Genomic DNA, 16298 nt, shown 5'->3' with positions numbered 1-16298 from the left:
GAGCCTATATGCGGGGCGTCCGAGGCTGGGCGCCCCGCGGCTCGTGTAATACTCCGGCATGGACCTCACCTCTTACGCCGAGTGGGCGGTCCGGCTGGTGAACGATCCGCACCCGCCGCCGGAGCTCCTGGAGCTGCGTGACGAACTGGCGGCCGTGTTCGACGGGACCGGCGGCGAGCAGGCCGTCGTAGCGCGCCTGAACGCGCTGCTCGTGCGCCATCCGGTGCGCCCCCAACTGTCGGACCACGACGGGCAGCACTGGCACCTCCACCTGGCTGTGGACGCGCACGGCACGGCCGCCGCCGGCGCCGTGATGGGCCTGGCCGCACTCGTCGCCGAGCTGGGCGCCGACCGGCTCGGCCGCTGCCAGGAGCCACGATGCCTGCGGGCCTTCCTCGACACCTCCTCCAACCGCTCGCGCCGCTACTGCTCCGCCCGGTGCGCCAGCAGGGCCAACGTCGCCGCCTACCGTGCCCGCCGCAGGAGCGGCCAGTAGCGCAGCACCACCCGGCCCACGATGTCGCTCACCGGGCCGAAGTCCCAGCTGTCGCGGCGCCCGCTGGCCCGCTGGTTGTCGCTCTCCAGCCACCAGCCGTCGTCGCCGTGCCATTGGGCCCGCTTGACGATGAGCCGCTCGGGCTCGCCCGGGAGCCGCGCCACGACCAGATCACCGGGATGCACCGCGGCGCCACGCCGTACGAGGAGCCAGTCGCCGGGCACCAGCGCCGGCCGCATCGAATCCCCCTCGACACGCACTCTCATGGGCTGTGACCCCCTCCGCCGCAGGCGTTTGGACCCGAGTAAGGTCGGTAGTTGGACCAAGCTGATTCAGCATCAAGGAAGGACTTTCTGATGCTCGCACGACTGCTACGACCCAAGCATGTCGCTTCTGCCCACTGCGACCTGCCCTGTGGGGTGTACGACCCCGCGCAGGCCCGGATCGAGGCGGAGTCGGTCAAGGCGATCATGGAGAAGTACGCGGCCAACGAGGACCCGATCTTCCGGGCCCGGGCGCTCTCCATCAAGGAGGAGCGGGCCGAGCTCGTCAAGCACCACCTGTGGGTGCTCTGGACCGACTACTTCAAGCCCCCGCACCTCGAGCAGTACCCCCAGCTTCACCAGCTCTTCTGGGAGGCCACGAAGCTCGCCGGCGCGGCCGGCGGCAAGGGCACGGTCGAGGTCACCAAGGCCGAGGACCTTCTCGGCAAGATCGACGAAATCTCCAAGATCTTCTGGGAGACGAAGGCCGCCTAAATCGGCACAAAGGCTCTGTGCGGCGACCTTCCGCGCAGAGCCTTTTCGGTCGATGGCGAGTCTGATTCCGCCAACCACCTCCCGGGGGCGGTAAGTTGCAGTCAGCGCCGTATTCGCGAGGAGGAACGTGACCGAGGAAACCGAGACGCGGGCTGAGGGCGTGGCCGGCATCCGCGACGTGGTGAGCATCAGGCTCCCGGCCGCGAGTGCCTACCTGTCCGTACTGCGTACGGCCACTGCCGGACTGGCCGCACGGCTCGACTTCACGCTGGACGAGATCGAGGATCTGCGGATCGCGGTCGACGAGGCGTGCGCGATGTTGCTGAGCGAGGCCGTGCCCGGGACCGATCTGACCGCCGAGTTCGAGCTGACCGGGCAGGAAATGCAGGTCAGGGTCGAGGTCGCGACGGTCGGCAGCTCCGCGCCAAAGCGGGACGACTTCGCCTGGATGGTCTTGACCGCCCTGGCAGACGATGTGGAAGCGGTGATCGACTCTCCCGATCGCATGGCGATCGTCCTGCGTAAGCGCCGAGGCACGGCGAGGCCGGCGTGACGGAAAGGACTGGAGCCATGGCCACCAGCGACCACGCCGTGCCCGACAGGGTGCGGGCCCGCATCCTCTTCGCCGAGCTGTCCGAGCTGGGGCCTGACGAGCCGCGTCGGCAGCGCATCAGGGACGAGCTGGTCGAGCTTCACCTTCCTCTGGTCGAATATCTGGCTCGCCGCTTCCGCAACCGGGGCGAGTGGCTCGACGACCTCACCCAGGTCGCCACCATCGGACTGATCAAGTCCATCGACCGCTTCGACCTCAACCGCGGCGTGGAGTTCTCCACCTACGCCACGCCCACGATCGTCGGCGAGATCAAGCGCCACTTCCGTGACAAGGGCTGGGCGGTGCGCGTGCCGCGCCGTCTCCAGGAGCTCAAGCTGTCGCTGACCAAGGCGATCAGCGAGCTGTCGCAGCGCGAAGGCCGGGCACCGACCGTCGCGGAGCTGGCCGCCTACCTCAAGATGACCGAGGAGGAGGTCCTCGAGGGCTTGGAGTCGGCCAACGCCTACTCCACCGTGTCCCTCGACGCGCCCGACTCCGGTGACGACGACGCGCCCGCCGTGTCCGACTCGCTGGGCATCGTGGACGAGTCGCTCGAAGGCGTCGAATACCGCGAGTCGCTCAAGCCGCTGCTCGAACGACTGCCGCCCCGTGAGAAGCGCATCCTGCTACTGCGCTTCTTCGGCAACATGACCCAGTCGCAGATCGCCACCGAGCTGGGCATCTCGCAGATGCACGTCTCACGGCTGCTGGCCCGCACGCTGGCCCAGCTGCGCGAGGGCCTGACCGCGGACGACTGACCCTGGACGACTAACGCGATCGAGGGCCGACGACCGACCCTCGACAGCTAACCCTTCTGCGAGTCCTCGCCATATAGGGCGTGGGTGGTGGGGGGCGCGAGCAACGTGCCGAGGCCGGCGACGGCCACCACGATCAGCGGGATCCCATAGAGCGGCTTGTCCGACTGGATGAGCGTGATCGCGACCGGGAGCACGAAGATCTGGGCCAGCACGCTGGGCGATCTCCCCCATCGCTCCATCTTGTACAGGCCGCCCCAGGCCACCCAGACCAATCCCGCGCCGATCAGCACCCCGAACGCCGACTCGGCCAGCGCGCTGGTGATGTCCTCCGCCGCGCCGGCCAGCGTCTCCACCGCGACGTACAGACCGAGACCGAGCGCCACGAGGCCCTCCAGGGCGACGATGAGCGCGGCGGCGAGAAGTGTCCAAGGTCGGTTCACGCCCCAAACCCTATCGGTGCCCCTCGCCGCCTCCAGATTCCGACTAATGGCCGATAAGCCAGATATCGGGCACCGGCTAGTCTGAACGACATGCGAGCGATGCTCCTGGTCAACCCCAAGGCCACGACCACGAATGCCCGCCGGCGTGACGTACTGATCCGCGCGCTCGGCGCCGCCGTCGAGTTGACCGTGGAACAGACCCGGTACCGGGGCCACGCGGCCGCGCTGGCCACCACCGCGCACGCCAAGGGCTACGACGTGGTGGCCGTGCTGGGCGGCGACGGGACGATCAACGAGGCCGTGAACGGCCTGCTCAACGCCGTCAACGGCGACGACCCCGCGTACCAGGACGACCCCAGCGCCGGGCGGCCCGCGCTGATCGTCATCCCCGGGGGCAGCGCGAACGTGTTCGCCCGCGACCTGGGCCTGCCGAACGACCCGGTCGAGGCCACGGGCGCTGTGCTCGAGGCGCTGCGTGACGGCCGCCGCAGGACCGTGGGGTTGGGGCAAGCCCTTTGGGAGGATCAGAGCCGATATTTCACCTTCGGCGGTGGGATGGGGTACAACGCCGAGGTCATCCGGGCCGTCGAGGGGCTGCGCGGCACGGGCCGGAAGGCGACACCCACGCGTTACGTCAACACCGCGCTGCGCCATTACTTCGCCACTGACAAGCGCCACCCGGCGATGACGCTGAGCGGCCCCGGCATTCCCGCCGCCAAGGGCGTGTACATGGCGATCATCTCCAACACCTCGCCCTGGACCTACATCGGCACCCGGCCGGTCCTGCCCACACCCTGGGCCGGCTTCGAGACCGGGCTCGACCTGCTGGGACTCCAAGAGATAGGCGTGACCTCGATACTTCCCGCCATCCGGCAGATCCTCACGGAGCGTGACACCCTTCCATCGGGCCGGCACCTCGTCCAGCTCCACGACGAGTCCGAGTTCACGCTCGCGGCAGACCGCCCTGTGGCCTTCGAGCTGGACGGCGACTACCTGGGGGAACGGGAATCAGTGACATTCCGCTCTATCCCGAACGCATTACAAGTTCTGGTCTAGCTGGTTACATTCGGTCATTGTGTGACGCATCCGACATCCATCCACACCAAAACTTCCTACCAACCCTCTTGCGTGCACTCTCAGTGGCTGACAGGCTCAACTTTGACGTCGGAACGTAGGACCTTTAACAAGCCTTACCGGGTCCGCTCCGACGCTCAGCGGGCAACCCCGGTCCAACGCAGGATCCGGGTCGTTGCTCGCGCGAGTTAGTGAAACTCTTCACAAAGTAGTAGCCGCACGGAGCCGACCAGAGGTTCCATCTACTAAGGAGTGAAACGCATGGACTGGCGCCACCGAGCTGCCTGCCGTGACGTCGACCCCGAGCTGTTCTTCCCGATCGGCAACACCGGCCCGGCACTCATGCAGATCGAAGAGGCCAAGCAGGTGTGCCGCTCGTGTTCGGCGGTCGACCTGTGCTTGAAGTGGGCCCTTGAGTCCGGCCAGGACGCCGGCGTCTGGGGCGGCCTGAGCGAGGACGAGCGCAGGGCGTTGAAGCGCCGCAGCGCCCGTGCCCGCGCTCGCGCCTCCGCCTAGCCGAACCGCCCGATCCGCAGCTCGTACGGCAGGCATGGGCCGGCCCTACCCGCCATCCGTGGTGGAGGGCCTCCAGGGAGACGCGCGCTGAACCCGCACGTGGCGGGCCGCCGATAAGCGCGCCCGTGACAAGGGCACGCCGTCAGGCGGCCGGCAGTGGGATGGAGAGCGTCACCTCTGTGCCGCCCTCCAGGCGAGGGGCGATCGAGAGTTTGCCCGAGAGCTCGCCGACCACGAGCGTGCGGACGATCTGCAGGCCCAGGCTCGTGGAATTGTCCAGCTCGAAGTCGTCGGGCAGACCCTGACCGTCGTCCCAGACGGTCACGTGCAGCCTGTCGGGAGTCGGTTCCACGACCACTTGCAGGTGTTTGGGGCGGCCGTGTTGCAAGGCGTTCTGGAGAAGTTCGGTGAGAGCCATCGCCAGAGGTGTGGCGATGAGCGACGGAAGGGTGCCGAAGCTGCCTATCCGTCGCGGGGTGACCGCCGCCTCCGCCGCCGACACTTCGCCCGCCATCGCGATCACGCGGTCGGCGATGTCGTCGAAGTCGACGAACTCCTCCGGCGCGTGAGAGAGCGTCTCGTGCACGATCGCGATCGAGCCGACCCGCCGCACCGCCTCCTCCAGCGCCTCCCGCCCTTCGGGCACGCGCAGGCGCCGTGCCTGGAGCCGGAGCAGGGCCGCCACCGTCTGCAGGTTGTTCTTGACCCGGTGGTGGATCTCGCGGATGGTCGCGTCCTTGGTCATCAGCTCACGTTCGCGGCGGCGCAGCTCCGTCACGTCACGGATGAGCACCAGCGCGCCGATGCGGCCGCCGCCGACGATCAGCGGGATCGCCCGGAGCTGCACGATCGTCCCGCCGGACTCGACCTCTGTCTCCTTGGCCGCGCGCCCGCTGGCCACGATCATCAGGTCCTCGTTGATCGGCTCGTCGGAGTAGCAGAGCGTGGCGGTCACCCGGCCCAGCTCGGCCCCGACCAGATCCGCGTGCAGACCGAGCCGCCGGTAGGCCGACAGCGCGTTCGGAGACGCGTACGTCACGCGCCCCGCCCGATCCAGCCGCAGCAGGCCGTCGCCGACGCGCGGGGAGCGGACCAGGATCGGCTCCTCGCCGGAGAACGGGAAGCGTCCCTCGGCCACCATCTGCGCCAGGTCGGAGGCGCTCTGCAGGTAGGTGAGCTCCAGGCGCGACGGGGTGCGCGCCGAGGACAGGTTGGTGGAGCGCTGGATCACCGCGAGGAAGCGGGCCTCGCCGACGGGGACCGCCCGCCGTACGGGGATGGTCTCCTCGCGGACGGGCACGCCCGTCGACCAGTCGGGGTCGCCTTCGCGGCAGATGCGCCGCTCGTTCCACGCCGTGTCGATCAGGTAGCGCTCGCCCTTGGCCGCGACGGTGCCGACGATGTCGTCGTGGTAGACGGTGGGTCCGGTGGTCGGGCGCATCTGCGCGATCGCGATCCAGCCGCCGCCCTCGCCCTGGAGCGGCGCCCACAGGATGAGGTCGGCGAACGACAGGTCGGCCAGCAGTTGCCAGTCGGAGACCAGAGAGTGCAGCCAGTCGAGGTCCGCCGCGTCGAGAGCGGTGTGGCGGACGACGAGGTCGCTGAGAGTCGGCACGAGTGCATCATGCGTGCTTTCCGCCGCAACAACCAAACCGGCGACCCGGCCCGCCCCTCCCGCCGGCGTGCTCACCAGGCCGCGAACACCGATGAACACGGGCGTGTCGCCGTGCGGTCAACCGCTGATTTTCGGGAATCTCACACTGTGAAAACCGTCACACTGTTCCGTTCGGTCGATCCTCGGAGCGGGACCGTTCGGCGCGCAACGGAGGTGATCGACACGTCACTCATCTTTGTCCCGACTTCGGCTACGGCGTCGGCTACCGCCTCGGTTGCGGCCACGCCTGCCACTGTGTATATCCTTCACAATCAACCTGAGCTGCCCGATCCGGCATGTATCACGGCGGGCGAGCCCGGTCTGACGACGAGCGCGCCCCTGCCTGTGTCGTGCCGGTGGTTGACCGCTCGGGCCAATCTGAGTTCCGATGATCTCGCGGTGATCAGACACGCCCTCACCGCCGTGGCAGAAGTGAAGGTGAGAGCGTGACGGACGACGGCCCTCGCGTACCGAAGTACTACGACGTGAAACGGAGCCTGCTCGAGCTCACCAAGAGCCTGCCTCCCGGCGCGGCGCTGCCTCCCGAGCGGACGCTGGCCGTACGTTTTGAGACCTCGCGCACCACCGTCCGTCAGGCGCTGACCGAGCTGGTCGTCGAGGGGCGGCTGCTGCGCATCCAGGGCAAGGGCACCTTCGTGGCCCAGCCGAAGGTGGCGCAGGTGTTGCAGCTGACGTCGTACATCGGCGACCTGCGCACGGCCGGCCTCGAGCCCGACACCAAGATCCTGGAGATCGGCTACATCACCGCCGACGAGCCGCTCGCGCGGCGGCTGGCCATCAACCCGGGCGGACGCGTCCTGCGCATCCACCGCCTGCGCCTGGCCAACGGGGAGCCCGTCTCGATAGACACCACCCATCTGTCGGCCCGCCGCTTCCCCAGGCTGCGGCGGGAGCTCGAGGTGCACGCGTCCCTGTACGAGACGCTGCACAACGCCTACAACGTCCGGCTCACCGACGCCGAGGAGATCATCGAGACCGTGCTCGCCACGCCCTATGACGCGAAGGCGCTCGGCGTGGACGTCGGGCTGCCGATGCTGCTCCTGACCCGGCACGCCTTCGACGCCGACGGAAACCCGGTCGAGTGGGCGCAGTCGCTCTATCGCGGCGATCGGTACAAGTTCGTCACGCGCCTGCGCCGCCCGTGAGGCAGCTTCTTCAGCAGGCCGCCTTCGGCAGGTCGCAGACCTTCGCCCTCATCCGCTCCGCCTGGGAGATGAGGCCCTTGAAGCGCTTGAGCGGCAGGCTCTTCGCCGCCCAGCCCGATCCGCCCACGACGTAGACGGTCGCGCCGTTCCGCACGACGACCGTCTGCTCACCGCTCTCGAAGAAGCTGCTGCCGGCCCGGAGAGCGTCGTCGCCCACCTTGAGGGGCTTGGTGTAGTAGTGGTGGCGGTCGGGGCCCTTGCCGAAGTTCGCGCACCGGGACAGGTCCGCGCGCAGCCCCCGCATCGCCGTACGGGCGGCGGAGACGCTCTTGTAGACGACGAGCTGCTCGTACTTGATCGTGTCTTCCGAGCGGTAGTGGACGGCCCGGGTCGCCAGGCGGTCGGCGGTCGAGGCGGTGCGGCGCTCGCACGGGTTCAGCCGGAGCGGGAGGCTCTTCGACTCCGTCGTCTTGTAGGTCTCCCACTTCTTGGCCGGTGGGTGGGTCTCCAGGAAGAGCATCCCGTCGGGCAGCACGCCCGCCCCCATGGACATCGCCGCGGCGGCTGCCACGGCTACCCCGATCTGTAACATCTGGACCTCCAGCTCATCCGTCACCACGTGAGACGGCCCGCAATACCGATTCGTTCAACTATTTCGGGACTTGCGGCCATCGCGGGGTGATGATGCAGGCATGGCAAAGGCGATCGAACAACCCGTTCCCGGCGTCACAGTCGGACACGCTCTTCTCGGCCGCTCCAAAGGCGCGGCCCAGCCGGTGGACAAGATCGTGCATGACGGCGACACGATCAACATCGCGGCCGACGGCAACTTCGGCGTACGTCTGCTCGGTGTCGACGCTCCCGAAGTCAGCTTCGAGTTACCCCGCAACCCGAACTTCCCCGACTTCCCCAAAGGCTTCGTGTCCATCGACAAGCCCGCCTGGACGACCTTCCTCACCGACCCGTTCGAGAAGGGCTACCAGGAGCTCACGCTCCGCACGGCCCTGCACAACAACCTGCTGGGCAGGCTGGGCCCGGCGGCCGCGCCCAACCACGCCGCCCATGCCGCCCCGGCCACCCAGGCGCTCAAGACCATGATGCAGCTCGACATCACTGAGCAGGGCCTCACCGACGAAACGTTCAAGATCAGGCTGGCCTTCGCGTACGAGATCCTCGACCGGTACGGCAGGCTCCTCTGCTACGTCAACCGCGACCAGCGCGACAAGCCCCGCCCCGATCCGTACAACGAGCGACTGCTCGCGGCCGGGCACGTGATCCCCTACTTCATCTGGCCCAACGTGGACCCGTTCGTCCGCCAGGAGGGCCGGTTGGCCGACGCGGTGCCGGCGCCGGGCAGCGCCAGGACGGTCGCCGAAGCGGGGGCGCTGGGCCGGGCCAGGCAGGCCGTACGGCGGGCCCGTGAGGCGGGGCTGGGCCTCTGGGACCACGCGAACCCGCTCGCCCTGCTGCCGTTCGAGCTGCGCTTCCTGGCCCAGCGACGGGCGCCCGACCGCTATGTGCTCGACCTGTCGGACAACGCCAGGGAGTTGCTGCACCCGCAGAGCTACTTCCGCATCCCCAATCCCGAGGATCGGCTGTTCGTCAACGCCGAGCACGCCCCGCTGTACAGGGAGAAGGGCTGGTCCGTCCCACCGCTGTGAGGCTGGCCCCTCTTCGCCCGCGGGGTGGGGCTAGCCCTACCCCGCAGGCACACACCAAGCCCATGTCGCGCGGGCCCCGGAGGTCAATACCGTTGGTGCCATGAAAGTCCCCCGCCCGTGGTCGGCACGCGCCTGGCTGGACACGGCGCATGTCGTGATCGGGCTGCCTGTCGGCGTGATCCTCGCCGGGCTGACCCTCGTGTGCGCCGCAGTGCCGCCCCTGATGCGCCGCGGTCTGCCGCTCTTCACCCGGGTGCAGCGCTCCCGGTTCGAGGCGTTCCTGGGGGCGCGCATCCCGCCGGTGCGCTCGCCGACCACCTGGCGCAGCCGCATCACCTGGCGGCAGATCGGCTACCACCTGCTCTCGCCGCTGGTGGGGCTGGCCGGGACCGTCCTGGTGGCGGCCGCGTGGGGAGCGGCCGGGGTGGGGCTGACGGCGTTCCTGCAGCCGATGCTGCAGAAGCGTCCGCTCGTGTTCGAGTTCAACCTGAGGGAACCGGGCGTGGTCTCCGTGTACATGGCGGTCGGGTTCGTCCTGCTGCTGGTGGCTCCGACGCTGGCGCGGGGAATGGCGCGTCTGGACCTGTCGGTGGCGCGCACTCTGCTCGGCCCCAGCCGCCACGAGCTGGGGCAGCGGATCGAGACGCTGACCGAGAGCCGCGCCGGGGTGATCGACGCGGCCGACGCCGAGCGGCGGCGCATCGAGCGGGACCTGCATGACGGCGCCCAGCAGCGGCTGGTCTCGCTGGCCATGAACCTCGGGCTGGCCCGCGCCACGCTGACCGACCTGCCCGAGCCCGCCCGCGAGGCGATCGCGCAGGCGCACGAGGAGTCCAAGCAGGCGCTCAAAGAGCTGCGCGACTTCGTCCGCGGCCTGCATCCCGCCGTGCTCAACGACCAGGGCCTCGACGCGGCGCTCTCCGGCATCGCCGCGCGCGCCCCCATCCCGGTGCGGCTGCGCGTCGACATCGATCTGCGCGCTTCTCCTACCATCGAGGCGGTGGCGTTCTTCATCGTGTCCGAGGCCCTCACCAACATCGCCAAGCACGCGGCGGCCACCAAGGCCCAGGTGAGCGTGGTCCGCGAGGGCGACCGGCTGTGCCTGCGCGTCTTCGACGACGGCTGCGGTGGCGCCCGGCTCGACGGCGGCACCGGGCTGCGCGGCCTCCTCCAGCGGATCGACTCGGTCGACGGGACGCTCCGCCTGTCCAGCCCGCTCGGCGGGCCGACCACGATCGAGGTGGACCTGCCGTGCGAGTAGTAGTTCTGGCGGAAGACTCCATTGAGGTGGACCTGTCGTGCGAGTAGTACTTGCGGAAGACTCCGTACTTCTGCGCGAAGGGCTCGTCCGGCTGCTCGACGCGGCCGGCATGCGGGTGGTGGCGGCCGTGGACGAGGCGGAGGGCCTGCTGCGCGCCGCTGAGGAGCACCTGCCCGACCTGGTGGTCACGGACGTACGGATGCCTCCCACACACACGGACGAGGGCCTGCGCGCGGCCCTCGTGCTGCGCCGCGAGCATCCCGACATGCCGGTGCTGGTCCTGTCGCAGTACGTGGAGGAGCGCTACGCGGCCCGGCTGCTCGCCTCGGCCACCGGCGGCGTCGGCTACCTGCTCAAGGACCGGGTGGCCGACGTGACCGACTTCATCGACGCGCTGCGCCGGGTGGCGGCGGGCGGCACCGCGCTGGACCCCGAGGTCGTCGCCCAGCTGCTGCTGCGCGGGCACAGCGACCCGCTCGACCGGCTGACGCCCAGGGAGGGCGAGGTGCTCAAGCTGATGGCCGAAGGCCGCTCCAACGCGGGCATCGGGCAGGCGCTGGTGCTCAGCGAGGGAGCGGTCGGCAAGCACATCGGCAACATCTTCACCAAGCTCGACCTGTCCCCGGCCGAAGGCGACCACCGCCGGGTCCTCGCCGTCCTGCAGTTCCTCAAGATCAGGAGTCTGCCATGAGGGCGCTGTGGCTGAGCGCGGGCGCCGTGGCGACCGTGTGCGCGTTGCTGATCAGCGGTACCGCGTTCTGGGATGGGTTCGCCCACGCCAGTCCACCGACGGAGACGACCAGCAGGAGCATCTCGTTCAAGCTGTCACAGCTGAAGGTGATCGCGGGGCGCGGAAGCGTGAATGTCAGCATCCATCCCGGCGAGGCGGGCGAGCTGTTCCTCGAACGGTCAGTGCGCTGGTCGAAGACGAAGCCGACCGTCAAGGAGGACTGGGACGGCCGGACGCTGCGGCTCGATGCCTCGTGCCCAGGCACGGACGAGCGGCACGCGCCGGTCTGCGATGTCGACTACGCGCTGTTCGTGCCGGTGGAGACCGATGTAGCGGCGGAGTCGGCCAACGGCATGCTGGCGGTCAACGGTATCTTCGGCAACGTCCGGATGATCTCCGAGTCGGGTCCGCTGCGGGTGGCCGAGACATCGGGCACCGTCTGGGCCAGGAGTGGTTCCGGCGATGTCACGGGTAGCAGGCTCACGGGCGGCGAGGCCGACGTGGAGATCGGCTCGGGCCGCGTCGACCTGTCCTTCGAAAACGCTCCGACGAAGGTCCGGGCGGTCGTCAGAACCAGAGGCGATGTCACCGTGCTGGTCCCCGGCCTGTCCTACGACGTGGACGCGCTTGCCAAGAACGTCAACCTCGACATCATGAAGGAGCCTGCCTCGCCAAGGAAGATCACCGTGCAGGCGCCGGCCGGCATGGCGAATGTCTGCTGCAGGTGAGGACCGGGAACCGGCCGCCATGGCTGCGTGACGACGCAACCGTTGACATCTGTTTACTCTGATGGCTCGTTGGTAGGTTCCCGGCATGGAGTCTGCGAAGCACGCCGGTGACGCCGCCGTCGCCGTGTCCAAGGCCTATGGTGTCGAGACCATGTTCACGCTGTCGGGAGGGCACGTCTTCCCCCTCTACGACGGCGCCGTGCACGAGGGCATGCGGATCCTCGACGTACGCCACGAGCAGAGCGCCGTGTTCGCCGCGGAGGCCACGGCCCGGCTGACCAGGAAACCCGGGCTGGCCGTCCTCACGGCGGGCCCCGGCATCACCAACGGGATCAGCGGCGTCGCGACCGCGCACTTCAACGGCTCCCCCGTGGTCGTCATGGGCGGGCGGGCCCCGCGCTCACGCTGGGGCAGCGGGGCCCTGCAGGAGATGGACCACCCGCCGCTGCTCGGGCCGATCACCAAGCTGTCGTTCACCGCGACCGGAGCAGACTCCATCGGCCAGGACGTCGAGGCGGCCTTCCGCACGGCCGTCGCGCCGCACCGCGGGCCGGTCTTCCTCGACTTCTACATGGACGACCTGTTCGCGCCGTCGCCGGCGCACCCGGTCGAGACGCAGAGTCCGTCGCCCCTCGAGCCCGACCCCGAGTCCCTGGCCACCATCGCCAGGCTGCTCGCCGAGGCCGAGCGCCCGGTGCTGGTCTACGGGTCCGACGTGTGGATGGACCGGGCCGAGGAGGCCGCGCGCGACTTCGCCGAGAACTGGCGGCTGCCGGTCATCCCCAACGGCCAGGGCCGCGGCATCCTGCCCGCCGGCCATGAGCTGCTCGTCACCCGCGCCCGCGGCCTCGCCTTCGCCAAGGCCGACCTGGTCATCGTGGTCGGCACCCCGCTCGACTTCCGGCTCGGCTACGGCTGGTTCGGCGGCAAGCAGGGCGCGCCGCCGGCCAAGGTCGTGCACATCGCCGACACGCCGTCGCAGCTGGCCACGCACACCCAGCCCGCCGCGTCGGCCGCCGGCGACCTGTCCGTGGTGCTCTGGAGCCTCGGCGCTGCCTGCGGCGACGCCGGCCTGAAGCCCACGGCCTACTCCGGCTGGGTGTCCCAGCTGTCGGAGGCCGCCGCCGCGGCGATCGCCGACGACGCCGCCCTGCTCACGGCCGACTCCGACCCGATCCACCCCATGCGCATCTACGGCGAGCTGGGCAAGGTGCTCGACGACGACGCCGTGGTGATCGGCGACGGCGGCGACTTCGTCTCCTACGCCGGCAAGTACGTCGAGCCCAAGCAGCCCGGCAACTGGCTCGACCCGGGCCCCTACGGCTGCCTCGGCACCGGCCTCGGCTACTCCATCGCCGCCCGGCTGGCCCGGCCGTCCTCGCAGGTGGTGCTGCTGCTGGGCGACGGCGCGGCCGGGTTCTCCCTCATGGACGTCGACTCGCTCGTACGACACAACCTGCCGGTGGTCATGATCTGCGGCAACAACGGCATCTGGGGCCTGGAGAAGCACCCGATGCAGATGCTCTACGGCTACGACGTGGCCGCCGAGCTGCAGCCACAGTGCCGTTACGACCAGGTTGTGACGGCGCTGGGCGGCGGCGGCGAACTGGTCACCCGGCCGTCGGAGATCGGTCCCGCGCTGCGTCGCGCGTTCGACTCCGGCGTGCCGTACATGGTGAACATCGCCACCGACCCCCAGATCGCCTACCCGCGCACCACGACGGGGATCTGACCTGACCGACCCCCAGATCGCCCACCCGCCGGGGGATATGCCCTAACCGTCTTCCCCGCACCCCGGCGGGGGTCTGAGCTACCTGGTCCCGGGCGTCGGGGTCGGGCTGGGTGACGGGCAGGGGCCGCCGTCGATGACGACGATCTTGACCGGCTTGGTCACCTCTAGCCACGTGCCGCCGTCGGGGAAGCTCTGGCCGATCCGGCCGCAGGCGACGCCCTGCTCGTTGGTGGTCTGGTCGTCGAGCCGGATGTTCTGGAAGCCCGCGGCCCGGATCTTCTGGGTCGCCTGCGGGTACGGCAGCTCGACCACGGCGGGGACCTGCTTCTTCGTGACCGTCGTGCTCGGCTTCGGCGAACTGCTGGGGGTTTTGGTCGGCGTCTTCTTTTCCGTCGGATCCGGGGTCGGTGACTCCTTCTCCGTCTCCGTCGGCTCGGCGATCGTCCTGGTGGGCACCGCCTCCTGCGTGGGCGGCTTGGTCGTCTTGGTGCGCTTGGGCTTCGGCGACGGAGGGGTCGGATCGGGAGTGGGCTCGGAGTTCGCCCTCGACGTGGTGACGGTCGGCTCGGGTTCGAGCTGGCTCGACATGTTCGTCAGCGCGACGGCACCAGCGCCCGCCCCGAGGACGACCGCGGCCGCGATCCCGGCGACGAGGGCACCCCTGCGGGGCGCCTTGGTGCCGGCGCGGCGGGCGCCCTGCCGCGGCCCGGCCAACGTCTGCGCCTCAGACGTCCCAGCCTGATGGGACCCGGTCTGGTGCTGCCCGGCCTGGTACGACCCCGTCTGGGGCGGCCCACCGGCCTGGTAGGACCCCGTCTGATGGGGAGCTCCCTGATAGGACCCCGTCTGGTAAGAGCCCGCCTGGTGAGATCCGGTCGGGTGAGGACCCGACTGGCGGGACCCCGTCTGGTACGCCTCCATCGGCGCGGCCATGGTGGCACCCGTCACCGGCGGCGCGGGCTCTGGAGGGGGTGTTTCGCCGGCCGCGATCTTGCGGGCCGTCTCACTCATCGCCCTGGCCGTCGGGTAACGGGCGAGCGGATCTTTCGACAGGGCGCGTTCCACGAGGGCGCGCGCGGGCGGGGGAATCTCGGCGGGCAGCGGCGGAGGCGCCTCGCGGATGTGCTTGAGCGCGATCGTGACCGCGCTCTCGCCGTCGAACGGCCGCTGCCCCACCAGGCACTCGTAGGCCACCACGCCCAGCGCGTAGATGTCCACCGCGGGCGTCACCGGCGCGCCCTCGGCCTGCTCGGGCGCGCAGTAGGCGGCGGTGCCGAGCACCATGCCCGCGTCCGTGAGCCTGCTGGCCACGTCGGAACGGGCGATGCCGAAGTCGGTCAGCACGAGCGTGCCGTCGCGCTGGACCAGCAGGTTGCCCGGCTTCACATCACGGTGCACGATCCCCTGTTGGTGCACCGCCTGCAGCGCCGAGGCAGCCTGCGCGATCAGCTCCATCGCGGGCTGGGGCGGGATCCGGCCCAGCCGCATCAGCAACTTGTCGAGCGGCTCCCCGTCGACGAACTTCATCACCAGATAGACGGTGTCCCCGCTCACACCGTAGTCGTAGACGTCGACGACACCTGGGTGGTTGATCGTCGCCATCGCCCTGGCCTCGGCCTGGAAACGCGCGACGAACCCGGGATCGTCCATGCGGCCGGGCAGCAGCACCTTGACCGCGACGGTGCGCGCCAGCACGATGTCCTCGCCCCGCCACACCTCGCCCATGCCGCCGGCGCCGATGCGGGTGTCCAGGCGATAGCGCCCCGCCAGCGTCGTTCCTTGGGCTACCATGACTCCCCCGTTACCCCTTTACCTCTATAACCTCTCCCACCCCAAGGATCTCCAACAAAGCGAAGTTGTGTCGCGGTGAGGTAACACAGAGGTCACGGAACTTCGAGAGTGTACGACTCACGAGTCCCACCTGCCACTTAAATGCCGTAAGCCCTACAAACCCTATCCTGCGGCCTTCTGACCGTACTTGTCCGCGTTTCCGGGAGATCAGGGCCCTTGACAGCGGGCCGCGGTGATGATCGCAGTACGCTGGCGGTATGACGCTCGCTCCGGGTCTCCGCTCCCAGTTGCTCATCATGGTCGAGAGGTCCGACACCGCTGAGAAAATCGGCAGCGGCGACGTCCCGGTGCTCGCCACTCCGCGGCTGCTCGCGCTGGCCGAGAGGGCGACGGTCGAGGCAGTGCACGCGCATCTCGCTCCCGGTGAGACGACCGTCGGCACCCGGGTCGAGCTGGTGCATCTGGCGCCGAGCCCGCTGGGCACGCACGTACAGATCACCACCGAGCTCACCGAGGTCGACGGCAGGCGGCTGGTCTTCGGCTTCGAGGCCCGCGACAAGCAGAACGTCGTCGGCCGGGGCACGATCGAGCGCGTGGTGGTCGATCGCGCCAAGTTCCTCGACCGCGCCGCCCGCTAATAGTGATCGCTAATAGTGATCGATCGCACTAAGTTTCTCGACCGCGCCGCCCGCTGAGCTCTTGGGACCGGCGGCTATTCGATGACGGCGATCAGGTCGCCCTCCTGGATCACGTCGCCCTCGCTGACCTTGAGCTGCGCGACGACGCCCTCGTCCTCGGTCAGGACGGGGATCTCCATCTTCATCGACTCGAGGATGACCAGTGTGTCGCCCTCGGAGACGGTGTCGCCCTCCTGGACGACGACCTTCCAGACATTCGCCACCATCTCCGCGCGTACCTCAGCCACCGCGACTCCCCTCTTC

19 protein-coding genes are annotated in these 16298 nt (G+C 69.4%); 13 read left to right on the top strand and 6 right to left on the bottom strand.

Annotation, left to right across the window (positions count from 1 at the left end):
• Nucleotides 1-58: 58 nt before the first annotated feature.
• Nucleotides 59-496 (top strand): CGNR zinc finger domain-containing protein, encoded by a 438-nt coding sequence (locus AB0C30_RS27565; RefSeq protein WP_357949607.1) that lies wholly within the window; start codon nt 59-61, stop codon nt 494-496.
• Here AB0C30_RS27565 and AB0C30_RS27560 read toward each other — a convergent pair.
• The gene (locus AB0C30_RS27560; RefSeq protein WP_357949604.1) at nt 466-822 is read right to left on the bottom strand and encodes a S24 family peptidase; all 357 of its coding nucleotides are present in this window, start codon (nt 820-822) and stop codon (nt 466-468) included. The genes AB0C30_RS27565 and AB0C30_RS27560 overlap by 31 nt on opposite strands.
• A gap of 30 nt (nt 823-852) precedes the next feature.
• Here AB0C30_RS27560 and sodN point away from each other — a divergent pair, with 30 nt between their 5' ends.
• The 3 genes from sodN (at nt 853) to AB0C30_RS27545 (ending at nt 2604) form a co-directional block, all read left to right on the top strand.
• On the top strand, nt 853-1254 hold the full coding sequence (sodN, locus tag AB0C30_RS27555) for a superoxide dismutase, Ni (RefSeq protein WP_214640147.1): 402 nt from the start codon (nt 853-855) through the stop codon (nt 1252-1254).
• A gap of 127 nt (nt 1255-1381) precedes the next feature.
• Nucleotides 1382-1807 carry an anti-sigma factor gene (locus AB0C30_RS27550; protein ID WP_214640148.1) on the top strand — a complete coding sequence of 142 codons (426 nt, stop codon included), beginning with the start codon at nt 1382-1384 and terminating at the stop codon, nt 1805-1807.
• A gap of 17 nt (nt 1808-1824) precedes the next feature.
• Complete coding sequence (locus tag AB0C30_RS27545) at nt 1825-2604, top strand: RNA polymerase sigma factor SigF (RefSeq protein ID WP_357949601.1); 780 nt, start codon at nt 1825-1827, stop codon at nt 2602-2604.
• 47 nt (nt 2605-2651) lie between these two features.
• Here the strand turns inward: AB0C30_RS27545 and AB0C30_RS27540 are convergent, their stop codons facing one another.
• A complete protein-coding gene (locus AB0C30_RS27540; protein ID WP_357949598.1) occupies nt 2652-3044 on the bottom strand; it encodes a hypothetical protein in 393 nt (130 codons plus the stop codon).
• A gap of 90 nt (nt 3045-3134) precedes the next feature.
• Between AB0C30_RS27540 and AB0C30_RS27535 the strand changes: the two genes are divergently transcribed.
• Together AB0C30_RS27535 and AB0C30_RS27530 are read left to right on the top strand one after the other, a co-directional pair.
• Nucleotides 3135-4100 (top strand): diacylglycerol kinase family protein, encoded by a 966-nt coding sequence (locus tag AB0C30_RS27535; RefSeq protein ID WP_357949595.1) that lies wholly within the window; start codon nt 3135-3137, stop codon nt 4098-4100.
• A gap of 279 nt (nt 4101-4379) precedes the next feature.
• The gene (locus tag AB0C30_RS27530; RefSeq protein ID WP_225301850.1) at nt 4380-4634 is read left to right on the top strand and encodes a WhiB family transcriptional regulator; all 255 of its coding nucleotides are present in this window, start codon (nt 4380-4382) and stop codon (nt 4632-4634) included.
• A 142-nt stretch (nt 4635-4776) separates the two neighbouring features.
• On the opposite strand, the gene AB0C30_RS27525 is transcribed toward AB0C30_RS27530, so the two are convergent.
• Nucleotides 4777-6249, bottom strand: a complete 1473-nt coding sequence (locus AB0C30_RS27525; protein ID WP_225301849.1) for a PAS domain-containing sensor histidine kinase — start codon at nt 6247-6249, stop codon at nt 4777-4779.
• A gap of 485 nt (nt 6250-6734) precedes the next feature.
• Here AB0C30_RS27525 and AB0C30_RS27520 point away from each other — a divergent pair, with 485 nt between their 5' ends.
• On the top strand, nt 6735-7454 hold the full coding sequence (locus AB0C30_RS27520) for a GntR family transcriptional regulator (RefSeq protein WP_357949591.1): 720 nt from the start codon (nt 6735-6737) through the stop codon (nt 7452-7454).
• 10 nt (nt 7455-7464) lie between these two features.
• Here AB0C30_RS27520 and AB0C30_RS27515 read toward each other — a convergent pair whose 3' ends face one another.
• Entirely contained in the window at nt 7465-8070 is a 606-nt protein-coding gene (locus tag AB0C30_RS27515; protein WP_357949589.1) for a hypothetical protein, read from the bottom strand.
• Nucleotides 8071-8146: 76 nt separating this feature from the next.
• Between AB0C30_RS27515 and AB0C30_RS27510 the strand changes: the two genes are divergently transcribed.
• The 5 genes from AB0C30_RS27510 (at nt 8147) to AB0C30_RS27490 (ending at nt 13566) form a co-directional block, all read left to right on the top strand.
• The gene (locus tag AB0C30_RS27510; RefSeq protein ID WP_357949587.1) at nt 8147-9115 is read left to right on the top strand and encodes a hypothetical protein; all 969 of its coding nucleotides are present in this window, start codon (nt 8147-8149) and stop codon (nt 9113-9115) included.
• Nucleotides 9116-9215: 100 nt separating this feature from the next.
• Nucleotides 9216-10376 (top strand): histidine kinase, encoded by a 1161-nt coding sequence (locus AB0C30_RS27505; RefSeq protein WP_357949584.1) that lies wholly within the window; start codon nt 9216-9218, stop codon nt 10374-10376.
• 37 nt (nt 10377-10413) lie between these two features.
• Nucleotides 10414-11067 carry a response regulator transcription factor gene (locus AB0C30_RS27500; protein ID WP_357949581.1) on the top strand — a complete coding sequence of 218 codons (654 nt, stop codon included), beginning with the start codon at nt 10414-10416 and terminating at the stop codon, nt 11065-11067.
• Nucleotides 11064-11834 (top strand): hypothetical protein, encoded by a 771-nt coding sequence (locus tag AB0C30_RS27495; RefSeq protein WP_357949578.1) that lies wholly within the window; start codon nt 11064-11066, stop codon nt 11832-11834. Before AB0C30_RS27500 ends, AB0C30_RS27495 begins: the two co-directional genes overlap by 4 nt.
• An 85-nt stretch (nt 11835-11919) precedes the next feature.
• On the top strand, nt 11920-13566 hold the full coding sequence (locus AB0C30_RS27490; protein WP_357949576.1) for an acetolactate synthase: 1647 nt from the start codon (nt 11920-11922) through the stop codon (nt 13564-13566).
• Nucleotides 13567-13644: 78 nt separating this feature from the next.
• On the opposite strand, the gene AB0C30_RS27485 is transcribed toward AB0C30_RS27490, so the two are convergent.
• On the bottom strand, nt 13645-15357 hold the full coding sequence (locus AB0C30_RS27485) for a protein kinase (RefSeq protein WP_357949573.1): 1713 nt from the start codon (nt 15355-15357) through the stop codon (nt 13645-13647).
• 257 nt (nt 15358-15614) lie between these two features.
• On the opposite strand from AB0C30_RS27485, the gene AB0C30_RS27480 reads away from it, so the two are divergent.
• A complete protein-coding gene (locus AB0C30_RS27480) occupies nt 15615-15995 on the top strand; it encodes a thioesterase family protein (protein ID WP_357949570.1) in 381 nt (126 codons plus the stop codon).
• A 74-nt stretch (nt 15996-16069) separates the two neighbouring features.
• Here AB0C30_RS27480 and AB0C30_RS27475 read toward each other — a convergent pair whose 3' ends face one another.
• Nucleotides 16070-16282: a biotin/lipoyl-binding carrier protein gene (locus AB0C30_RS27475; protein ID WP_357949568.1), complete on the bottom strand. Its 213-nt coding sequence runs from the start codon at nt 16280-16282 to the stop codon at nt 16070-16072.
• Nucleotides 16283-16298 lie beyond the last annotated feature (16 nt).

The sequence above is a fragment of the Nonomuraea sp. NPDC048901 genome, assembly GCF_040649695.1.
Classification (GTDB): domain Bacteria; phylum Actinomycetota; class Actinomycetes; order Streptosporangiales; family Streptosporangiaceae; genus Nonomuraea.
The sequence above is the reverse complement of the archived record's forward strand: the minus strand, read 5'-3'. Positions and strand labels throughout refer to the sequence as shown.

Excerpts from the sequence above, each read along its gene's own strand:
- AB0C30_RS27565 (WP_357949607.1), top strand. The coding sequence starts at position 59 with ATGGACCTCACCTCTTACGCCGAGTGGGCGGTCCGGCTGGTGAACGAT.
- sodN (WP_214640147.1), top strand. The coding sequence starts at position 853 with ATGCTCGCACGACTGCTACGACCCAAGCATGTCGCTTCTGCCCACTGC.
- AB0C30_RS27545 (WP_357949601.1), top strand. The coding sequence starts at position 1,825 with ATGGCCACCAGCGACCACGCCGTGCCCGACAGGGTGCGGGCCCGCATC.
- AB0C30_RS27535 (WP_357949595.1), top strand. The coding sequence starts at position 3,135 with ATGCGAGCGATGCTCCTGGTCAACCCCAAGGCCACGACCACGAATGCC.
- AB0C30_RS27530 (WP_225301850.1), top strand. The coding sequence starts at position 4,380 with ATGGACTGGCGCCACCGAGCTGCCTGCCGTGACGTCGACCCCGAGCTG.
- AB0C30_RS27510 (WP_357949587.1), top strand. The coding sequence starts at position 8,147 with ATGGCAAAGGCGATCGAACAACCCGTTCCCGGCGTCACAGTCGGACAC.
- AB0C30_RS27505 (WP_357949584.1), top strand. The coding sequence starts at position 9,216 with ATGAAAGTCCCCCGCCCGTGGTCGGCACGCGCCTGGCTGGACACGGCG.
- AB0C30_RS27495 (WP_357949578.1), top strand. The coding sequence starts at position 11,064 with ATGAGGGCGCTGTGGCTGAGCGCGGGCGCCGTGGCGACCGTGTGCGCG.
- AB0C30_RS27490 (WP_357949576.1), top strand. The coding sequence starts at position 11,920 with ATGGAGTCTGCGAAGCACGCCGGTGACGCCGCCGTCGCCGTGTCCAAG.
- AB0C30_RS27485 (WP_357949573.1), bottom strand. The coding sequence starts at position 15,357 with ATGGTAGCCCAAGGAACGACGCTGGCGGGGCGCTATCGCCTGGACACC.
- AB0C30_RS27480 (WP_357949570.1), top strand. The coding sequence starts at position 15,615 with ATGACGCTCGCTCCGGGTCTCCGCTCCCAGTTGCTCATCATGGTCGAG.